General features: G+C 56.6%; 13 protein-coding genes and 1 pseudogene. 7 read left to right on the top strand and 7 right to left on the bottom strand.

Features of this window, described 5'->3' with window-relative positions:
• Nucleotides 1-18 precede the first annotated feature (18 nt).
• Nucleotides 19-1,221 carry an MFS transporter gene (locus BLR08_RS02155; RefSeq protein WP_072327969.1) on the top strand — a complete coding sequence of 401 codons (1,203 nt, stop codon included), beginning with the start codon at nt 19-21 and terminating at the stop codon, nt 1,219-1,221.
• Between the two features lie 232 nt (nt 1,222-1,453).
• A complete protein-coding gene (locus BLR08_RS02150) occupies nt 1,454-2,065 on the top strand; it encodes a general stress protein (protein WP_072327967.1) in 612 nt (203 codons plus the stop codon).
• Nucleotides 2,066-2,154: 89 nt separating this feature from the next.
• On the opposite strand, the gene BLR08_RS02145 is transcribed toward BLR08_RS02150, so the two are convergent.
• From BLR08_RS02145 to BLR08_RS02135, 3 genes and pseudogenes are all read right to left on the bottom strand, one after another.
• A complete protein-coding gene (locus BLR08_RS02145) occupies nt 2,155-2,871 on the bottom strand; it encodes a glycosyltransferase family 2 protein (RefSeq protein ID WP_072327965.1) in 717 nt (238 codons plus the stop codon).
• Nucleotides 2,872-2,991: 120 nt separating this feature from the next.
• Nucleotides 2,992-4,011 (bottom strand): annotated as a pseudogene (locus BLR08_RS02140) (serine hydrolase domain-containing protein).
• Nucleotides 4,012-4,073: 62 nt separating this feature from the next.
• Nucleotides 4,074-4,898 carry a MerR family transcriptional regulator gene (locus tag BLR08_RS02135; protein WP_072327963.1) on the bottom strand — a complete coding sequence of 275 codons (825 nt, stop codon included), beginning with the start codon at nt 4,896-4,898 and terminating at the stop codon, nt 4,074-4,076.
• A 199-nt stretch (nt 4,899-5,097) separates the two neighbouring features.
• Between BLR08_RS02135 and BLR08_RS02130 the strand changes: the two genes are divergently transcribed.
• Together BLR08_RS02130 and BLR08_RS02125 are read left to right on the top strand one after the other, a co-directional pair.
• Nucleotides 5,098-7,251, top strand: a complete 2,154-nt coding sequence (locus BLR08_RS02130) for a sensor histidine kinase (RefSeq protein ID WP_072327961.1) — start codon at nt 5,098-5,100, stop codon at nt 7,249-7,251.
• On the top strand, nt 7,226-7,924 hold the full coding sequence (locus tag BLR08_RS02125; protein ID WP_072327959.1) for a response regulator transcription factor: 699 nt from the start codon (nt 7,226-7,228) through the stop codon (nt 7,922-7,924). Before BLR08_RS02130 ends, BLR08_RS02125 begins: the two co-directional genes overlap by 26 nt.
• 21 nt (nt 7,925-7,945) lie before the next feature.
• Here the strand turns inward: BLR08_RS02125 and BLR08_RS02120 are convergent, their stop codons facing one another.
• Nucleotides 7,946-8,812: an SDR family NAD(P)-dependent oxidoreductase gene (locus BLR08_RS02120; protein ID WP_072327957.1), complete on the bottom strand. Its 867-nt coding sequence runs from the start codon at nt 8,810-8,812 to the stop codon at nt 7,946-7,948.
• Between the two features lie 250 nt (nt 8,813-9,062).
• On the opposite strand from BLR08_RS02120, the gene BLR08_RS02115 reads away from it, so the two are divergent.
• Nucleotides 9,063-9,491 (top strand): MerR family transcriptional regulator, encoded by a 429-nt coding sequence (locus tag BLR08_RS02115; protein WP_072327955.1) that lies wholly within the window; start codon nt 9,063-9,065, stop codon nt 9,489-9,491.
• Nucleotides 9,492-9,670: 179 nt separating this feature from the next.
• Here BLR08_RS02115 and BLR08_RS30950 read toward each other — a convergent pair whose 3' ends face one another.
• Nucleotides 9,671-9,829: a hypothetical protein gene (locus tag BLR08_RS30950; protein WP_176835393.1), complete on the bottom strand. Its 159-nt coding sequence runs from the start codon at nt 9,827-9,829 to the stop codon at nt 9,671-9,673.
• 154 nt (nt 9,830-9,983) lie between these two features.
• On the opposite strand from BLR08_RS30950, the gene BLR08_RS02110 reads away from it, so the two are divergent.
• A complete protein-coding gene (locus BLR08_RS02110) occupies nt 9,984-10,760 on the top strand; it encodes a peptidylprolyl isomerase (protein ID WP_072327953.1) in 777 nt (258 codons plus the stop codon).
• 4 nt (nt 10,761-10,764) lie between these two features.
• A complete protein-coding gene (locus BLR08_RS02105) occupies nt 10,765-13,839 on the top strand; it encodes a peptidase domain-containing ABC transporter (protein ID WP_072327951.1) in 3,075 nt (1,024 codons plus the stop codon).
• 96 nt (nt 13,840-13,935) lie between these two features.
• Here the strand turns inward: BLR08_RS02105 and BLR08_RS02100 are convergent, their stop codons facing one another.
• Both BLR08_RS02100 and BLR08_RS02095 read right to left on the bottom strand, forming a co-directional pair.
• The gene (locus BLR08_RS02100; protein ID WP_072327949.1) at nt 13,936-14,541 is read right to left on the bottom strand and encodes a GNAT family N-acetyltransferase; all 606 of its coding nucleotides are present in this window, start codon (nt 14,539-14,541) and stop codon (nt 13,936-13,938) included.
• A gap of 6 nt (nt 14,542-14,547) precedes the next feature.
• Nucleotides 14,548-15,156 (bottom strand): TetR/AcrR family transcriptional regulator, encoded by a 609-nt coding sequence (locus BLR08_RS02095; RefSeq protein ID WP_072327946.1) that lies wholly within the window; start codon nt 15,154-15,156, stop codon nt 14,548-14,550.
• Between the last annotated feature and the right edge of the window lie 63 nt (nt 15,157-15,219).

The following is a 15,219-nucleotide window of genomic DNA, read 5'->3' as shown; positions in this document are numbered from 1 at the left end:
AAAAAGGAGCTGGAGAGCATGTCGAATACTTGGAAAATCTATATATTGGCTGTTGTTAGCTTTCTCGTCGGCACGTCGGAGTTTATCATCGCAGGCATTCTGGATAAAGTCGCTGACGATCTCGGGATCTCGCTAGCCGCTGCCGGCCAGCTGATCACCGTTTTCTCCCTGGCCTACGCGTTCGGGACGCCGTTTCTGCTGGCCGCCGCCGCGAAGGTGCAGAGCAAAAAGCTGCTGCTGTATGCGCTGGCCGTCTTCGTTCTGAGCCATATAGCTACGCTTGTGCTGCCGGGCTTCGCCTTCTTGATCGGCTTTCGGATCATCATGGCGCTCGCCAGCGGGGTATTCGTCGTAACGGCCCTGACCGTCGCCGCCAAGCTGGCTCCCCCCGAGAAGCAGGGCAGCGCCATAGCCACGCTTGTCATGGGCTTCAGCACCGCGCTGATCGTCGGCGTCCCGCTGGGCAGACTTGCCGCCTCCATCTATGACTGGAAGCTGGTGTTCGGAGCGCTAGGGATACTCGGCATACTCGCCATTGTGCTGGTGGCCTTTACCATCCCGAATACGGAAAGCGAGCAGCCGGTTCCGCTGCGCGAGCAGGTGTCCTTGCTTCGGAACCCCAAGATTGCCGTTGCGCTGCTGATTACTTTTTTCTGGATCGGCGGCTACTCCATCACCTACACCTACATCTCTCCCTTCCTGCTCACCATCACCGGCATGAGCGAGCAGGCGGTAAGCATCGCATTGTTCGCCTTCGGCGTCGCCAGCTTGATCGGCTCTAAGCTGGGAGGCTTCAGTACGGACAGATGGGGCTTCTCTCCCACGCTGGTCGGCGGCATGCTCGTCCATACGGTTGTGCTTGTTCTGATCTCGCTGGCCGCTCACTCCACCGCGCTGATGTTCCCGCTGCTGATGCTCTGGTCGTTCTCCGCCTGGTCGTCTGGCCCGACTCAGCAGTATCACCTGCTGACGCTGGCTCCCGGAGCCTCCAGCATCATGCTCAGCCTGAACAGCTCCGTGCTGCAGCTGGCGATGGCTGCGGGAGCAGGCATGGGCGGCGTTATCGTGGAGCATTCCTCCTTGTCGGTGACGAGCTGGATCGGCGCTGCCGGCGTTTTCGCCGCCGTCCTGATCGCGGCCTCTCTCCTCGGCTACTTCCGCGCAGGCGCCGCAGCAAGAGCGAAACGCGAGAACGCGACCATACAGAAAGCGCGCGTCTGACCAGCGCAAGCGGCTGCAGCTTGACCCGGCCCGTAGGCCGCCACTTCACCCAAAATCCCGATAGCCGCTCAGGCTATCGGGATTTTTAGTAGACCGGGAGCAAAGCGGTCACAGCCGGCAGCCCGATGTCCGCGAAAAAAAGTTTGATCTCTCCGCAAGCAGGTTAAGTTAAACATGTACAGGCAGAACTCAAGTCAAACCCTTATATTCTACTTTCAGGAGGCTGATAATCATGATGAACCCAAATAACCAAGACGGAAGACGACAAATCGTAGGCGTGTTTGAAACGGAGCAAGCGACCATATCCGCTATTGAGGAGTTGAAGTCCATCGGATACACCTCCGATCAAATCTCCGTCGTAAGCCGCAGCAAGGACGAGATGCATACGATTCAGGAAGAGACGGGCACGAAGGCTCCGGAAGGCATGGCGGCCGGGGCGGCCACAGGCGGCGTACTTGGCGGCTTAACCGGGCTGCTCGCGAGCATTGGCGTACTCGCCATCCCCGGCATCGGCCCGCTGCTGGCTGCCGGACCGATCGCCGCGACCATCACGGGCGCTGCCGTAGGGGCCGGCGCAGGCGGATTGGTCGGCGGTCTGGTCGGGCTCGGCATTCCGAGAGAGGAAGCCGAGCGCTATAACGATTATGTCAAGGATAACAAGCTGCTGGTGATGGTAGACGCGCTCCCCGGCCAGCGAAGCCACGTATACGAGGTGTTCCGCCGTTACGGCACGCTGAATGCGGACACGTATGTTAGCCTCGACGGCGAGCCGCGCAACGATCTTGTGCGTGAGGCGTCAACGCATGATCTGCACACGGCGGACCCCGCTTCCCGGATACGCTAAACGGCTACAGGCTCTATCAACATACAAACAGCCTGCGAGACCTCTCGCAGGCTGTTCCCGTTTGCTCCTTCCGCTCACGCCGCTTGTCTTTACCGGACAGGACGCCGCGCAATGACGCGGTAGTCGTCGGTCACGGCCACCGGAACGCTTTTGTCCAAATAAAACTGGTCTTTGACCTTCCACGTATGACCGGATTTGTTTTTTCGGCGTATATAAACGTAGTTAAAAGGCGAGGTGGCGAATACCCGGTATCCCTTCGCTCGGGACGCCCTTAAGAAAGCCACATCCTCCCCGAGAGAGCGATCCGGGAACCTTACTTGCTTCGAAAGCCGTCTGGTGAATAAGAGCGTGCCTCCCTGCACGAATTCGACGTGCTTCTGCTTCTCCTGCGGAGATCGGATAACGAGCTTCCTGCCGGCAGCCAGATAGACCAGACAAGCATGCTTGCCGACAATATCGCATCCGGTACGTCTGAAAGCCCTCACCTGCTCCGTCAAATAATAGGGCGAGTAATAATCGTCGTCGTCAAATTTGGTCATGAGCGGGAACCTGGCTCTGGAAATTCCGCAGTTCAGGCATTGGCCCAAGGAGATGCGTTCGGGGACCTGATAGACCGACACATCGCGGCAGCCGCTTGCCAGAAACCGGTATTTGCGGAGGTTCATGCTGTCCTTGTTCAGAATAATGATCAGTTCTTTCCTCGCATAGCGCTGTCTTCGGTAATTATCCAGAATCTGGTCAAAATAACGGGGACGATTGGTGCAAACGATGATCGAAACGCCAGGCGCTGACGCTATTTTTTTCAAGCGGGCTCCCTCCTCGTATTCCGTCCCTTCAGCATACGCGGAGCTTGCTCTTCTCGTTCGGGCTCAGAATCGCCGGACAAGCGGAGACGAAACGCCGCTGCTGCGCCTGCTTATGCCGTATCATTCCTGGACAGCCGGGAGCACCCGTTCCTTGATCAGCGTCCATCTGTCGCGAGGCTTCATGAGAAAACTTGACGCCATGACTACAAGCAGATTTTTCTACGGCACACAGCAGATGACATTGCCTCCGTCGCCCATAGCCGAGTAGGCCGATACGCCCGCATCCTCCAGCAGCCACCACAGATAGCCATAACGATTGGGGTTCATGGCCGTCGATTCGTCAATCCATGCCTGCGGTATAACCGGATGATTGTCCCATACGCCTCCATTCAGATAGAGCAGGCCAAACCGCGCCATATCCCGCGGAGTCAGCGCAAGCCCCCAGCCTCCTGTCGAATTGCCGCCTGGGTCCTGGACCCACCCCTTCACTTCTTTCCCGAATAATTCCTCGAAGCCAAAGGTTTTCATGCCGTAGTCCGGTATTTCTTTCATGCCGACCCGCTTGAACAAACGTTCATTGGCAAATTCGCGGGCGTTTTTCCCTGTGGCGCGCGTAAGGACCGCCGATAACAGATGCGCGCCGGCCGTGGAATATTTAAACGCTCCCGGCTCCCCCGGCTCTCCCATTAAATCGAGCGCATAGGTTACCCAGTCCGGCTGCATGCACATCTTGTCCAGCGGCTCCTGCCAGTCGGCAAAGGCAAACGGAGCCGTCATCGTAAGCAGATGGCGTATCGTAATTTCGCCCTTCTGACTGTCCGCCTCACCCGGGACATATTCGGGGAAAAAATCAAGCACCCGCTGGTCGGCATGCAAGTATCTCTCTTCGATGGCGATCCCGATAAGGGCCGATATGACGCTTTTCGTCACAGACGCCACATGATGCGCATCCTCCGGGCCATAGCCGTTAAAATAACGCTCATAAGCAATAGCTCCGTTTCTTACGATAATCATCCCGTTTATATTGCTGTATTCGGACCGGATCACAGGCTCAAGCTCCTCCAGCTTAGCTTCGTCGATGCTTAAGGCTTCCGGACTTTCAATTCGCCACTCGGTAGCGGCCCCATAGTTTTGCGCCAAGATTGCTGCCTCCCGTACGATATTTTTTGAACAAACGCCGAAGCTCCCGCCCGATGCCATACCTACCGCTTCCTCACGGGAAAATACACCTCGGTCACCATATCCCCGGGACCGGCGGCTTCAACCGGGGCTGTGACATATACTTCATAGGGGGATTTCACCACTTCATATCCGTTAAGCTCTATCCACTCCCGCAGCTTCGCATAGACGGAGGTCAATTCCGAATACGGCCCTCTTAAGACAGATTTTGCGCACAGCTCCCCCGGCAAAACCCGCGTTCCCGCAACCGCCTCCTCAACCGGGACGGCAAACTCCGTATCGTTGCCGGCCGGATGGTATTCGGCGCTGTGGTAGATCGTGAGGGGCGTGCCGAGCAAGGTAAGCTTTTCTTTGGCAATTCGTTCATACAGCCTGTTGAAGTACCCCCCGTATCCTGCCGCATAGTCTTCGCTCCTTAGCATCTGACGCGTATAAAGAATGTTCATGGACCGGGTCTCCGCCAGCTGAACGTCGATCTGATCCAGATGCGACATGATCGACCGGCCTTTCTCCACTTTCCCGATATCTTGCGTGATCTGTCCCAGAATAACCTCGTAAGCAGTCAACTTCTCCTGAATTTCTTTTCTTTTGCGCGTCAGTGCGGCGAATAATTTCTCTTCGGATGGGTCCTCTTCCCATTCCAATACCGCTTTAATCTCTTCCAGCGAAAAATAATACGACTTCAAACGGTTGATCAACAGCATCTTTTTGAGCTGCCGGATGGAATAATACCGGTACCCGTTCTCAGGGTTAATCTCTTCCGGATGGATCAAGCCGATTTCGTCATAATAACGAAGCGTCTTGGTGGATACCTCGCATATTTTTGAAAATTCGCCAATCGACAGCAAGCCCTCTCCTCCTTTCTTCTTGTTGTCGCGCTCTTGTTCTACCTCAATGTACACGTTGCCCTAAGGGGAAAGTCAACTGCCAACATACATGACACGCAGCCAAGCCCGCTCCGTCTAAATTTTCGCTTGAATTCATCCGCCCCGTTTCCGATATTAGGTTGTATAGGCTATAATGCCTAGTGCTCGGGGGTGAATGCACATGTATAGACTTGTCAGCGTCCTAGTTATTGTCCTGCTCGCTTGGTGCGGCTGGCCGCTTTCTGCCGCAGCTGCGCTTCCGCCCGCTCAAGCCGGACATGACATTCTCGATCTGCAATCATGGAACCCCCGTGAGGACGGGATCGCAGCCTTGAGCGGACCTTGGGAGCTGTATTGGAACCGGCTCCTTGAGCCCGGTGATTTCGCTGAAGGCCCATTGGAGGATGCCTTAAGCGTCTCCATCCCGGCCCAATGGCAATCTTACGCAGCAGAGGGACTCGCCTTGCCTAACTTCGGGTATGCGACCTACCGGATGAAGCTTCGATTATCCGGCGAGACGGCGAAACAGCCGCTTGGCCTTTATGTCCATAACGTAGCCAGCGCCTACCGGCTCTGGATTAACGGAGAATTGATCGGCGGCAACGGAACCGTCGGCAGCGACGGAAGCCGCATGATTCCAAGAACTTACCCGAGGACGTATTTCATTGTGCCAAGGCCCGGCGACAACGAGCTGGTCATCCAGGTTTCCAACTTTGTCCAGCGCACGGGCGGCATCTGGGAGAGCATCGAGCTCGGAGACGCGGGGCAGATCGCTTCCCTGCACCGGGACCGGGTGATGGTATGGACTTTTCTTGCGGGGAGCTTGCTGCTTATGGCTGTCTTCTCCGTGTTCCTCTACCTGTTCCGCAAAAAGGAGCTGGCCGCCCTATGGTTCGGGCTCATCTGTCTGGCCACCTGCCTGAGATCTTCTCTGCTCGGAGAATCATTTTCCTATGTGCTGTTCCCGGGGCTGTCGTGGGAGTGGGGGGTCAAGCTGGAATACCTCTCGGAGATTGCCACGATTGTCGGCATCGCCGCCTTCGTGAACAAGCAATATCCGCATGAGGCTCGGTGGCGCTTCTTCCGATTGTTCGGCATCGCGCTGGCCGGGTTCGGCCTTGTGGTGCTCTCAACCCCGGCGAGCGTCTACACGCAAGCGATGGTGCCTTATATTTTATTGCTGCTGCTGCCCGTTTTTCTCTACGTCATGTACGTCTATATCCGCGCTGCTGTTAACCGAAGAACGGGCTCGCGCGTCAATATGATCGGCTTCATCGGCTTTTTCGCCTCTGTCATTCATGAGATTATGTATTATACGGGCTTTGTCCCGTACGGAGGACTTGTTTCGTTCGGACTGCTGTTTTTTCTGCTTACCCAGCTGCTGAATCTGTCGCTGATGTTTACCCGGGCCGTCACCCGGTCGGAGCGGCTGACCCTGGAGCTGGACCAAGTGATCCAATCCCAGGAGGAGACGATCAGGCGGCGAACCTCCTCGCTGCAAGAGCTGAACGCGAAGCTCGAGCAGGGCAACCGGGAGCTGAGCCGGATCGAACAAACGCGCAGCGCCTTGCTGGCGGAAGTTCATCATGACTTATCGACCCCGATCACTTCCATCAAGGGTTTCTCCAAAGCCATTATGACCGATGTCATCTCCAAGGAAGAAGCGCCGCTGTATGCAGGACGCATCTACGAGCGCAGCCAGCTGCTGGAGAAGCTGATCGACAGCGTCGTCGAGCTGAGCCAGCTGCAGACGGGCGAGGTTCAGTTCGAGTTCGTGGACATTCCGCTCATGCCTTTCCTGCGTCAGCTGAGCCATCGGTATGAAGCCGAGGCGAGCGCTCGCCGGTTAACCCTGGTCTGGGAAGAGCCGCAGCTGCCGCTGCCGGCTGCCAAGGAGCTTCGCGCGCGCATAGACCTGTTCCGCTTCGAGCGGGTATTCGCCAATCTGATAGCCAATGCCGTGAAATATACACCTGCCGAAGGCATAATTCGCGTATGGGCGGAATTTCAACCCGGCGGCGATCCGGACGACGGGCTGGCCGTCATTCACGTAACCGACAACGGGATCGGCATTCCGGAATCCGAGCTGCCCCACATCTTCAAGCGCCGGTATCAGGTTCCGGGCGTGCAGCACGCCCCTGCCGGAAGCGGCCTCGGGCTTGCGATCTGCACGGCCATTATGGCCCGCCATGACGGCGAGATCGGCGTAAGCAGCGAGGTTGGCCAAGGGAGCGATTTCTTTATCACGCTCCCTGTGAAAGTCCGGACGGCCGAAGCCGGCCAACCCCGTTTCGACGAAGGAGGAAACCATGGACACGAGCATACTGCTGATTGAAGATGATCCGGATATTTGCGAGCTTGTCGCCCTCTATTTGCGGCGGGAAGGGCTCCGGGTCGATATTGCGCCCAGTGCGGAGCAAGGGCTGGAGCTGTTTCAGCGCTCGAGCTACGATCTGCTGCTCTCGGATATTACGCTGCCCCGCATGGACGGACTGCAGCTGATGCAAACCTTGCGAGCCCGCTCCGACATTCCGATCATCTTCATGACGAGCAGGAAGACGCCGCAGGATATCGTGGCCGGCCTGCGTCTGGGCGGGGACGATTATATCACAAAGCCGTTCGAGCCGGAGGTGCTGGTTGCCCGCGTACTGGCCGGACTTCGCCGCTGCCGTTCGGCGGGCGGAAAGACCGAAGCAGGCGCAGGCATATGGCGGGACGGATGGCTCACCATTCATAAGGACCGGCTGGAGGTGCTGGTGAACAACACCCCGGTCGCCCTGGCGGCCAAAGAGCTTCAGCTGCTGCTTCATCTGCTGGAGCATCCGAAGCAGGTGTTCAGCGTCAGCCAGCTCTACGAGCGAATCTGGAGCCTGAACGGCCTCAGCGACGAGCGGACGGTGATGGTTCATATCCACAACTTGCGTAAAAAAATTGAGAAAGATCCTTCGAATCCTCAATATATCGTCACGATCCGCGGCTTCGGCTACAAGTTCGGCGCAGAGAAATGACGGAATAAGAGCCCCAAGCGTTCACGGCAGCTTGGGGCCTTGTCCCCCTGCAAACTCGCGTTCGTAGATGGCCTGCACCTGCTGCAGCACCTCCTTGCCCTGCCCGGTAAATTTCAGCTCCTTGACCTGGTTATGGCTCAAATAAACGCCCGTTTCGCGGGGGCTGCGGCCAAATGCGCCTTCGTACAATCTCGACGCTCCCCGGGTCGGCGGCGGGAAGAACAGCTTCATCATCAGCCTCACCACAACCGGAAGTCCCGACTGCTTGTCGCTTCGCAGCGTATTGTTAGCTCCGGGATCCACCGAGCGGATTAGTATGCCTTCCTTCGCCAGCGACGGGGCCGCCTCGCGCGTCCATAAGCTGAGCGCCAGCTTCGTGGCGGCATAAGGACCGATCAGCTTCCGGAACGATGGCGGATGGGGAAGCTCCTCAGGATGAAATTGCCTGTAGGTTTGAAACGCATTGGTCGACGTGCCGACAACCGTTTTGTGCCTTCCCTTCTTCAACAGCTCCTTCAATTCCATCATGATCGCATACGGCGCAACCGTCTGCAGCTCGTAATGAAGCTCCCTCCCTTGCTTCGAGAACGCAAGCTCCGGAAAGCTGCCTCCTGCGTTGTTGAACAGCACATCCAGCCGCGCTTCCGCCGACTTGATCTCCCCTAACGCCCGGCGCAGCGCTGCAAAATCCGTAATATCGGCTTTGTATTCCCGAAGCCTCCTTGTCTTTATGGCGTCCCGGACTTGCGCATCATCCTGCGAAAATCCGGTGCGGTTCAGCGCGACCACCTCCCACCCCTCGCTTAGCAACCTGCGCGTAAGCTCCAGCCCGATTCCGCTGCTGGCGCCCGTGATCATGGCAATTTCAGTGCCCGTATGTTCTGTCATCGCTGCTCCTCCTTCGTCCAGGTTTCGGCCTTATCGCCTTATGCTGAACACTCTACAACTTGGAGCCGGCTCCAAGTCAAACGTTTTTTTCTGCAGTAGAAAACCGGCCGGCCCGCCCAAGTCAAACTTCGGAAGAGACAAGGGAGATTGACTTGGAGCTAACTCCAAGTTGTACAATGGAAGCAGCAGAAGAACAGCCCATGAAGCAATAAGATGTGAATGAGGCAAAAAGGAAATCGGGAGGGGCTTCATGAACGCCATGCTCACTATCAAGGAAACCGCAAGACAGACCGGCTTATCTGCAGATACCATCCGTTATTATGAGAAAATCGGACTGCTGCCAAGCCCTCAGCGCAAAGAGAACCGGCATCGCGTCTATACGGATGACGAGGTCGCCACCATGAGACTCATTCCTTGTCTCAAAAAAGCCGGCTTGTCGCTTGACGAAATAAAGCCTCTGCTTGGCATGACGCTAACGGGGGATTTGACCGGCGCTCCCGAGGTGTCGGAGATGATGCTCGCCCATCGTCAGAAGGTGGTGCAGCAGATGGAGTCGCTGAAGCAGATCATCGACTTTATCGATGTGAAGCTGCAGGCGGGCACGCTCGCCAAGCAGGAGCCATGCACGCTGCCCGAACAAGAGAAGCCCGGCTTTGACGCGAAGTTGGCCCGGGGCTGAACGAATACTTGACAAGGCGAAGCGGCAGAAGCTTGACCGCTTTTGATCCGAAGCCTTGCTTGTCGCTCCGGCCCTCCCGCTTGCTGCAAGCCGCAAACATGAGCAAAAGCCCCGAGCCATTACTTGCAGCTAGGGGCTTTACGTCTTGCCTTTTTAGTTGGGTGACAGCATTGGCCGCATTATGGGCGAATGGCGACCTTCTTGACGATCACTCTCGTGCTCATGTGAAAGTCTCCGCCTTGTACATCCTTCATCTGCTCCTCGGACACTTCCTGAGACAAGTCCTGCAGTTCGACGGACTCGTTTTCGCTCAGCTTTTTCTCATTGTTTTCAGCCATAATTCCACAACCTCCCTCTTCATCATGGCCTCATTATACAGCAGCAAGTTTAAGTCTAGTTTAAGTCCGCAAAAATAAATGCATCGCAAAAAAGCCCTTGTACATGCTAGAATTTACTTATAAATCCTTACAATGAAACGCGAGGGAAAACGCTTTGAACACGGCAGGCATAAGCGCGATTCGGGTTCAACATAGAACGCTTACCATGAAGCAGCTGCTTCAAAGATTGCGGGTGGACGCTGCTCTTGCCGCTATCGGCCTGTGCAAGGAAGACTTGACGGTCGAATGCTGGGCGGAAGAGCTTGGCATCGCGGCTGGAAGCGGCGATTTGCAGGAGGCCGTTACCCGGTTCCGACGCGCGATCGGGCTGTTTACCGCCGCCAAAACGAATGAGTGGCTGGCAGAACGCGGCATGACGCTGGATGAACTGATCGACATCCTGCGTCCGCAGGTGCTGCGGACAGCGTTGGCCCTGGCTGTCGTTTCCGACGAAGAGATCGAGCGGCAATTTCTTGAAGCTGCCAGGCAGTACGACCGCGCCGAAATCTCGCTGATTATAACGCCGGAATATGGAGCCGCTCAGGAATTGCGGTTTCGGGTGGAGGAAGGCGGCGATTTTCACAGGCTGGCGCGGCAGTATTCGTCGGATGCGGCAACGGCCAAGTCGGGGGGATACGCCGGACTGGTCGCCCGCGACGATCTGGAGCCGGAGACGGCGGCAGCCGTATTTGGCGCAGCTACGGGAACGATTGTCGGTCCCTTCGAGCGCAGACGCGACTACAGCCTCATCCTGGTGGAAGGACTATACCCTGCCGAGCTGACCGGGAACGTCGCGGCCGGCTTCCGGGAACAGCTTTTTCAAGACAGGCTTGAGGCGTATCAACGTACGCTCCAGATTCACGAAGATGTATGGACGCTGGGAGAGGAATGAGCTCGTGAACGGAAGCCGTATGCAGGTTTTGCACCAAATTCCGCTGTTTGATGTATTTACTTCCGAAGAAAAGGAGCTGTTGGCCGGGCAGTTTCAGCCGGCGACGTATGCGATGGGGCAAACGATCGTCGACCGGGATGTTTCGCCGGATTCCTTCTATATCCTGGTAACCGGTCAAGCCAGAAAAATCGGAATCAGCGCCGCCGGCAAAGAAACGAATCTCGGCTTGCTGAAGCCGGGGGAGCACTTCGGAGAACATAGTCTGCTCGATGACAAGACCGTCCCCCCTTATATCATCCGCGCCTCCACGGACCTGGAAGTGCTAAGGATCAGCCGCCGCCAGTTCAAGGAGATGGCCGCCGATCATCCGGCCATTCAGAAATATGTCCAGGATTTTGTCGCCTCTGATGTTATCCGCTCCTTTCTCAAGAACAACACCGTGCTTACCCATGTCGACCATGCGGCGCTTCGTTCGCTGCTCGATCGGCTGGAGGTGCGCACGTATGCCCCTGAGGAATGTCTCGTTCGCGAAGGAGACGCCGGCGACGCCTTCTACATCTTGAAGAACGGCTCGGCGCTCGTAGAAAAAGGCGAGGAAGCAGCGGTCGTCAACCGGCTGTATCCGGGAGATTTCTTCGGCGAGCTGGCGCTGCTGACGGGGCAGCCGCGCCAAGCGACGATCCGGGCCGCCGAGCCGGTGACGGCCTTTCGCTTGTCCAAGACGGCTTTCGACGAGCTGATTCAGACCTATCCGGTCATCCTAGAGTCGATCCGCCGCATCTCCGCCCATTACACCGCCCAAGCGATGGTTATGGTTAAAGCCCCTGAGGAAGCGGAAGAAACCGGGGAGGCGGCGCTTTCCGACGCAGCCCGTCCGACGGACGCTTCCGAGCCTGCGGCCTCACTTGCCGGCCCATCTTGGCGAACATGGGGCCGGCGGCGCAAATACCCGGCGCTCTTGCAGCAGAACGAGATGGACTGTGGCCCGACATGCCTGACGATGCTCGCCCGCTACTACGGCCTGAACGCCAGCGTCAACCGGATGCGCGAGCGCTGCAACGTAGGAGCCGAGGGCACGTCGATGCTCGGACTGATCGAAACCCTCGAATCGATCGGCTTTGAAGCCCAAGGCTTGAAGACGACAAGCGCTCTGCTGAACGAGCTGAAAACTCCATTCATCGCCCACTGGAACGGCAACCATTATATCGTCGTCTATGAGATCGGCGAAAGCGGCGTAGTTGTCGCCGACCCGGCTGTGGGCTGCCTCGACACCCTTCCGCTCGCTGCGTTCGGCAGTCATTGGACCGGTTACGTGATTACGCTGCAGCCGGCCGGCCCGCTGGAGCCATTGGATGACCAGGAGCAGCTGTGGAAACGGTATCTCGGTTATTTCCGCCCTTACAAGAAGCTGCTTGGCTCGGCTTTGGGGTTGTCGATCACGATCGAGCTGGTGTTTCTGGTGTTTCCGGTCATGACGCAGCAAATTTTCGACCGGGTGCTGGATACGAAGGATTGGTCGCTGCTGCGCATGATTATGGCGGCCATGCTTGCCCTGATCGGCTTCAATATCGCGGGCATTGCCGTTCGCCAGCTGCTGATCGGACGGCTCGCCTATCTTATCGATCATGCGATGCTGGAGCAATTTTACCGCCATCTGTTCCGCCTGCCTTACTTTTACTTTACCAAACGCACGTCGGGCGACATTCTAACCCGGGTCCAGGAGAATGAGAAAATCCGCAGACTGCTGACCGATCATGCCATCGAGCTGCTGCTTGATTTCTTGACGCTGCTCGTCTACGGAGGCTTGATGGTGTATTATCATCCGGGACTTGCGCTCGTTTCGTTCGCCTTTATGCCGCTGTACATCACCCTGTATGCCTATCTTTTGCCGAAGATACGCCGCAATCTGCGCAAGCAGCTCATCGCCGAAGGCGAATCCCAGACGCAGATTGTGGAGGCCGTCCAGGCCATCGCTTCGGTGAAAGGACTGGCGATGGAGCAAACCGTTCGCAGCAAGCTGATGCTCAAGCTGCGCAGCCTGCTCGCGCTGCGCCTGGAGGGCAACAAGCTGGATGCAGCCGCCAAGGCGGCCGCAGTGGGCCTGCGCTCCCTGAGTAAAGTGTCCCTGCTTTATTTTGGCTCCAGATACGTCCTGGAGGGGGCGCTTAGCGTAGGCGAGCTTGTGGCATATACCGTCCTGTTTACTTCCTTTATGTTCGCTTTGGAGATGATCTCGCAGCGCAGCAGCGAATTGTCCGAAGCGCGTATCTCCATGGAACGGCTGAACGATGTATACGAGTCGACCCCGGAGCATCCGGACCCCGACAAGATGCGGATGCTGCCGGCCATTCAAGGCCATATCCGCTTTGATCACATATCGTTCCAGTACTATCGCGGGGGCAAGATGATTTTGCAAAATCTCGATCTGGAGCTGAAGCCGGGCCAAACGGTAGCGCTTATCGGACGAAGCGGTTCGGGGAAATCGACGATTGCCAATCTGCTGCTCAAGCTGCTGGAACCGTCGGCCGGCATGATCTACATCGACGGCTACCCGCTGCATGAGGTGCACGCGGCCTCCATCCGCAAGCAGATCGGCGTCGTGCAGCAGGATACGATGCTGTTCCGCGGTACCGTACGGGAAAATATCGCTTTAAGCGGCGACCCCGCCGCCTTCGAAGCAATCGAGCGGGCGGCGCAGCTTGCCGGAGCGCATGAGTTCATTCAAGCCCTGCCGCTCGGCTACGATACGATCATTGGCGAAGGCGGCATGCGGCTGTCGGGCGGCCAGCGCCAGCGCATCGTCATTGCTCGCGCGCTGGTCAACAACCCGCGCATCCTTATTTTCGATGAGGCAACAAGCGCGCTGGATACGGAATCGGAACGGATCATCCAGCAAAATATGGACGAGATGCTGCAGGGCCGCACGACACTCATTATCGCTCATCGGCTGAGTACGATTCGCCATGCGGACCTGATTGTCGTGCTGGATCAAGGCGCGGTTGTCGAGAGCGGCACGCATGAGCAGCTTTTTCAGCGAAAGGGGCTCTATCATCACCTGCTCCAGCAGCAGTCCCTGTGACCGGCGCGATGCGGGTCGCGCGCAAAAGTCCCGGCTTCCTTCCAAGCGGAATAAGCCGGGACTTTCGTTTGGCCTCGTGAGTGGACGGGCTCTTGTTTACTTGACGTATTTCAACGATACGAGATGGTGGATGCCGTTTTTCCGGGCCAGCTTTTCCGGCAGCGCCTTCCGTTTGTATTCCTGAAACCCTAGCTTCTGATATAGCTTCATGGCGGGAGTATTCGTGTCGGCGACCTCTTCAATTAAATAGGTCCGGTAGGAAGTATGCCGAACTATATGCCCCAGCAAGTGGGATGCTGCGCCTTGGCCTCTGAAAGGCAGAGCCGTTCCGACAAATTCGATCGAGCATGCGTCCCCGTCTGGATTGTCCAAAAGCCCTTCGAATTCCTTTTTTAAGAAAAAGGCCGCCAAGCTTCCCTTCAACAACCCCAAGTGCTTCCTCAGCAATCGGGCGTCAAGCCTCACCGACGTTGCTTTTCCGTCCGTGCACGCAGCCATAGCCGCAACTTGACCGTCCGACATCGCCAGATAGAATTGATCCAAAACAAACATATGAGCAAACGCTTGGGCAATTATGCTTCTGTCTTTGGAGAAATAGCCCAGCCACTGAGTAAAGCCGTCGGCAAAAATATCAGCCATCTGCGCTCGTGCGTCTGCTTTCGCTTCCGCTTGCGCCTGATCCGCTCTAATCACAGTAAACATTGAGGGCTATTCTCCTTTCTTGTACAAAAAAGCGGTGAGGATCGAAGGGGAAGGCATGGTGAAGCTGTCACGCAATACGATCTTCATCTCGGCCAGCCCCTGAACCGCGGAGAAGAAATAGATAGCCATCTCCGAGGCGTCTCCTGAGCCGAACTCGCCAAGCTGCTGGCCCCGTCGGATCAGCTTGCTCATCTCACTGAGCAGCTTGCTGTTTATTCGGGCGACGTCGCGTTGATTCTCTTTGGCCTCGCCTCTGGAGAAAAACGACTGCGCCATAAGAATCATCAGATTGGCGAGCTCTTCGCCGGATATCATGTCGTTATAGATTTCATCGGCAAACTGCTCAATCAGTTGTTTGGGCGATTCGTCCGACTCGAAGCGTTCAGTTACCCTTTCCATGCCCACTTGCGCATATTCCACCAATTCATTGAATAAAACCTCTTTGGACTTGTAATGTCTGTACAGAAGTCCGATACTGATCCCCGCTTGATCCGCGATTTCCTGAACATTGGTGGAACCGAAGCCTTTTTGCACAAACAAATGCATGGCTGCCGATTGTATCTTACTTCTTGTTACCTGGCGTATTTCTTCCAGCTGCTCTTTGGTACGCGGCATAAGCCCTCCTTTTATGAGTGAGTTTTTACTCATTATAAAATAGGAGAGATAAATAATCAATCC

The sequence above is a fragment of the Paenibacillus sp. cl123 genome, assembly GCF_900101595.1.
In the GTDB taxonomy this organism is placed as follows: domain Bacteria; phylum Bacillota; class Bacilli; order Paenibacillales; family NBRC-103111; genus Paenibacillus_G.
The sequence above is the reverse complement of the archived record's forward strand: the minus strand, read 5'-3'. Positions and strand labels throughout refer to the sequence as shown.

Coding starts and splice junctions, on each gene's coding strand:
- BLR08_RS02125 (WP_072327959.1), top strand. CDS start 7,226: ATGGACACGAGCATACTGCTGATTGAAGATGATCCGGATATTTGCGAG.
- BLR08_RS02150 (WP_072327967.1), top strand. CDS start 1,454: ATGATGAACCCAAATAACCAAGACGGAAGACGACAAATCGTAGGCGTG.
- BLR08_RS30950 (WP_176835393.1), bottom strand. CDS start 9,829: ATGGCTGAAAACAATGAGAAAAAGCTGAGCGAAAACGAGTCCGTCGAA.
- BLR08_RS02155 (WP_072327969.1), top strand. CDS start 19: ATGTCGAATACTTGGAAAATCTATATATTGGCTGTTGTTAGCTTTCTC.
- BLR08_RS02120 (WP_072327957.1), bottom strand. CDS start 8,812: ATGACAGAACATACGGGCACTGAAATTGCCATGATCACGGGCGCCAGC.
- BLR08_RS02100 (WP_072327949.1), bottom strand. CDS start 14,541: ATGTTTACTGTGATTAGAGCGGATCAGGCGCAAGCGGAAGCGAAAGCA.
- BLR08_RS02130 (WP_072327961.1), top strand. CDS start 5,098: ATGTATAGACTTGTCAGCGTCCTAGTTATTGTCCTGCTCGCTTGGTGC.
- BLR08_RS02115 (WP_072327955.1), top strand. CDS start 9,063: ATGAACGCCATGCTCACTATCAAGGAAACCGCAAGACAGACCGGCTTA.
- BLR08_RS02095 (WP_072327946.1), bottom strand. CDS start 15,156: ATGCCGCGTACCAAAGAGCAGCTGGAAGAAATACGCCAGGTAACAAGA.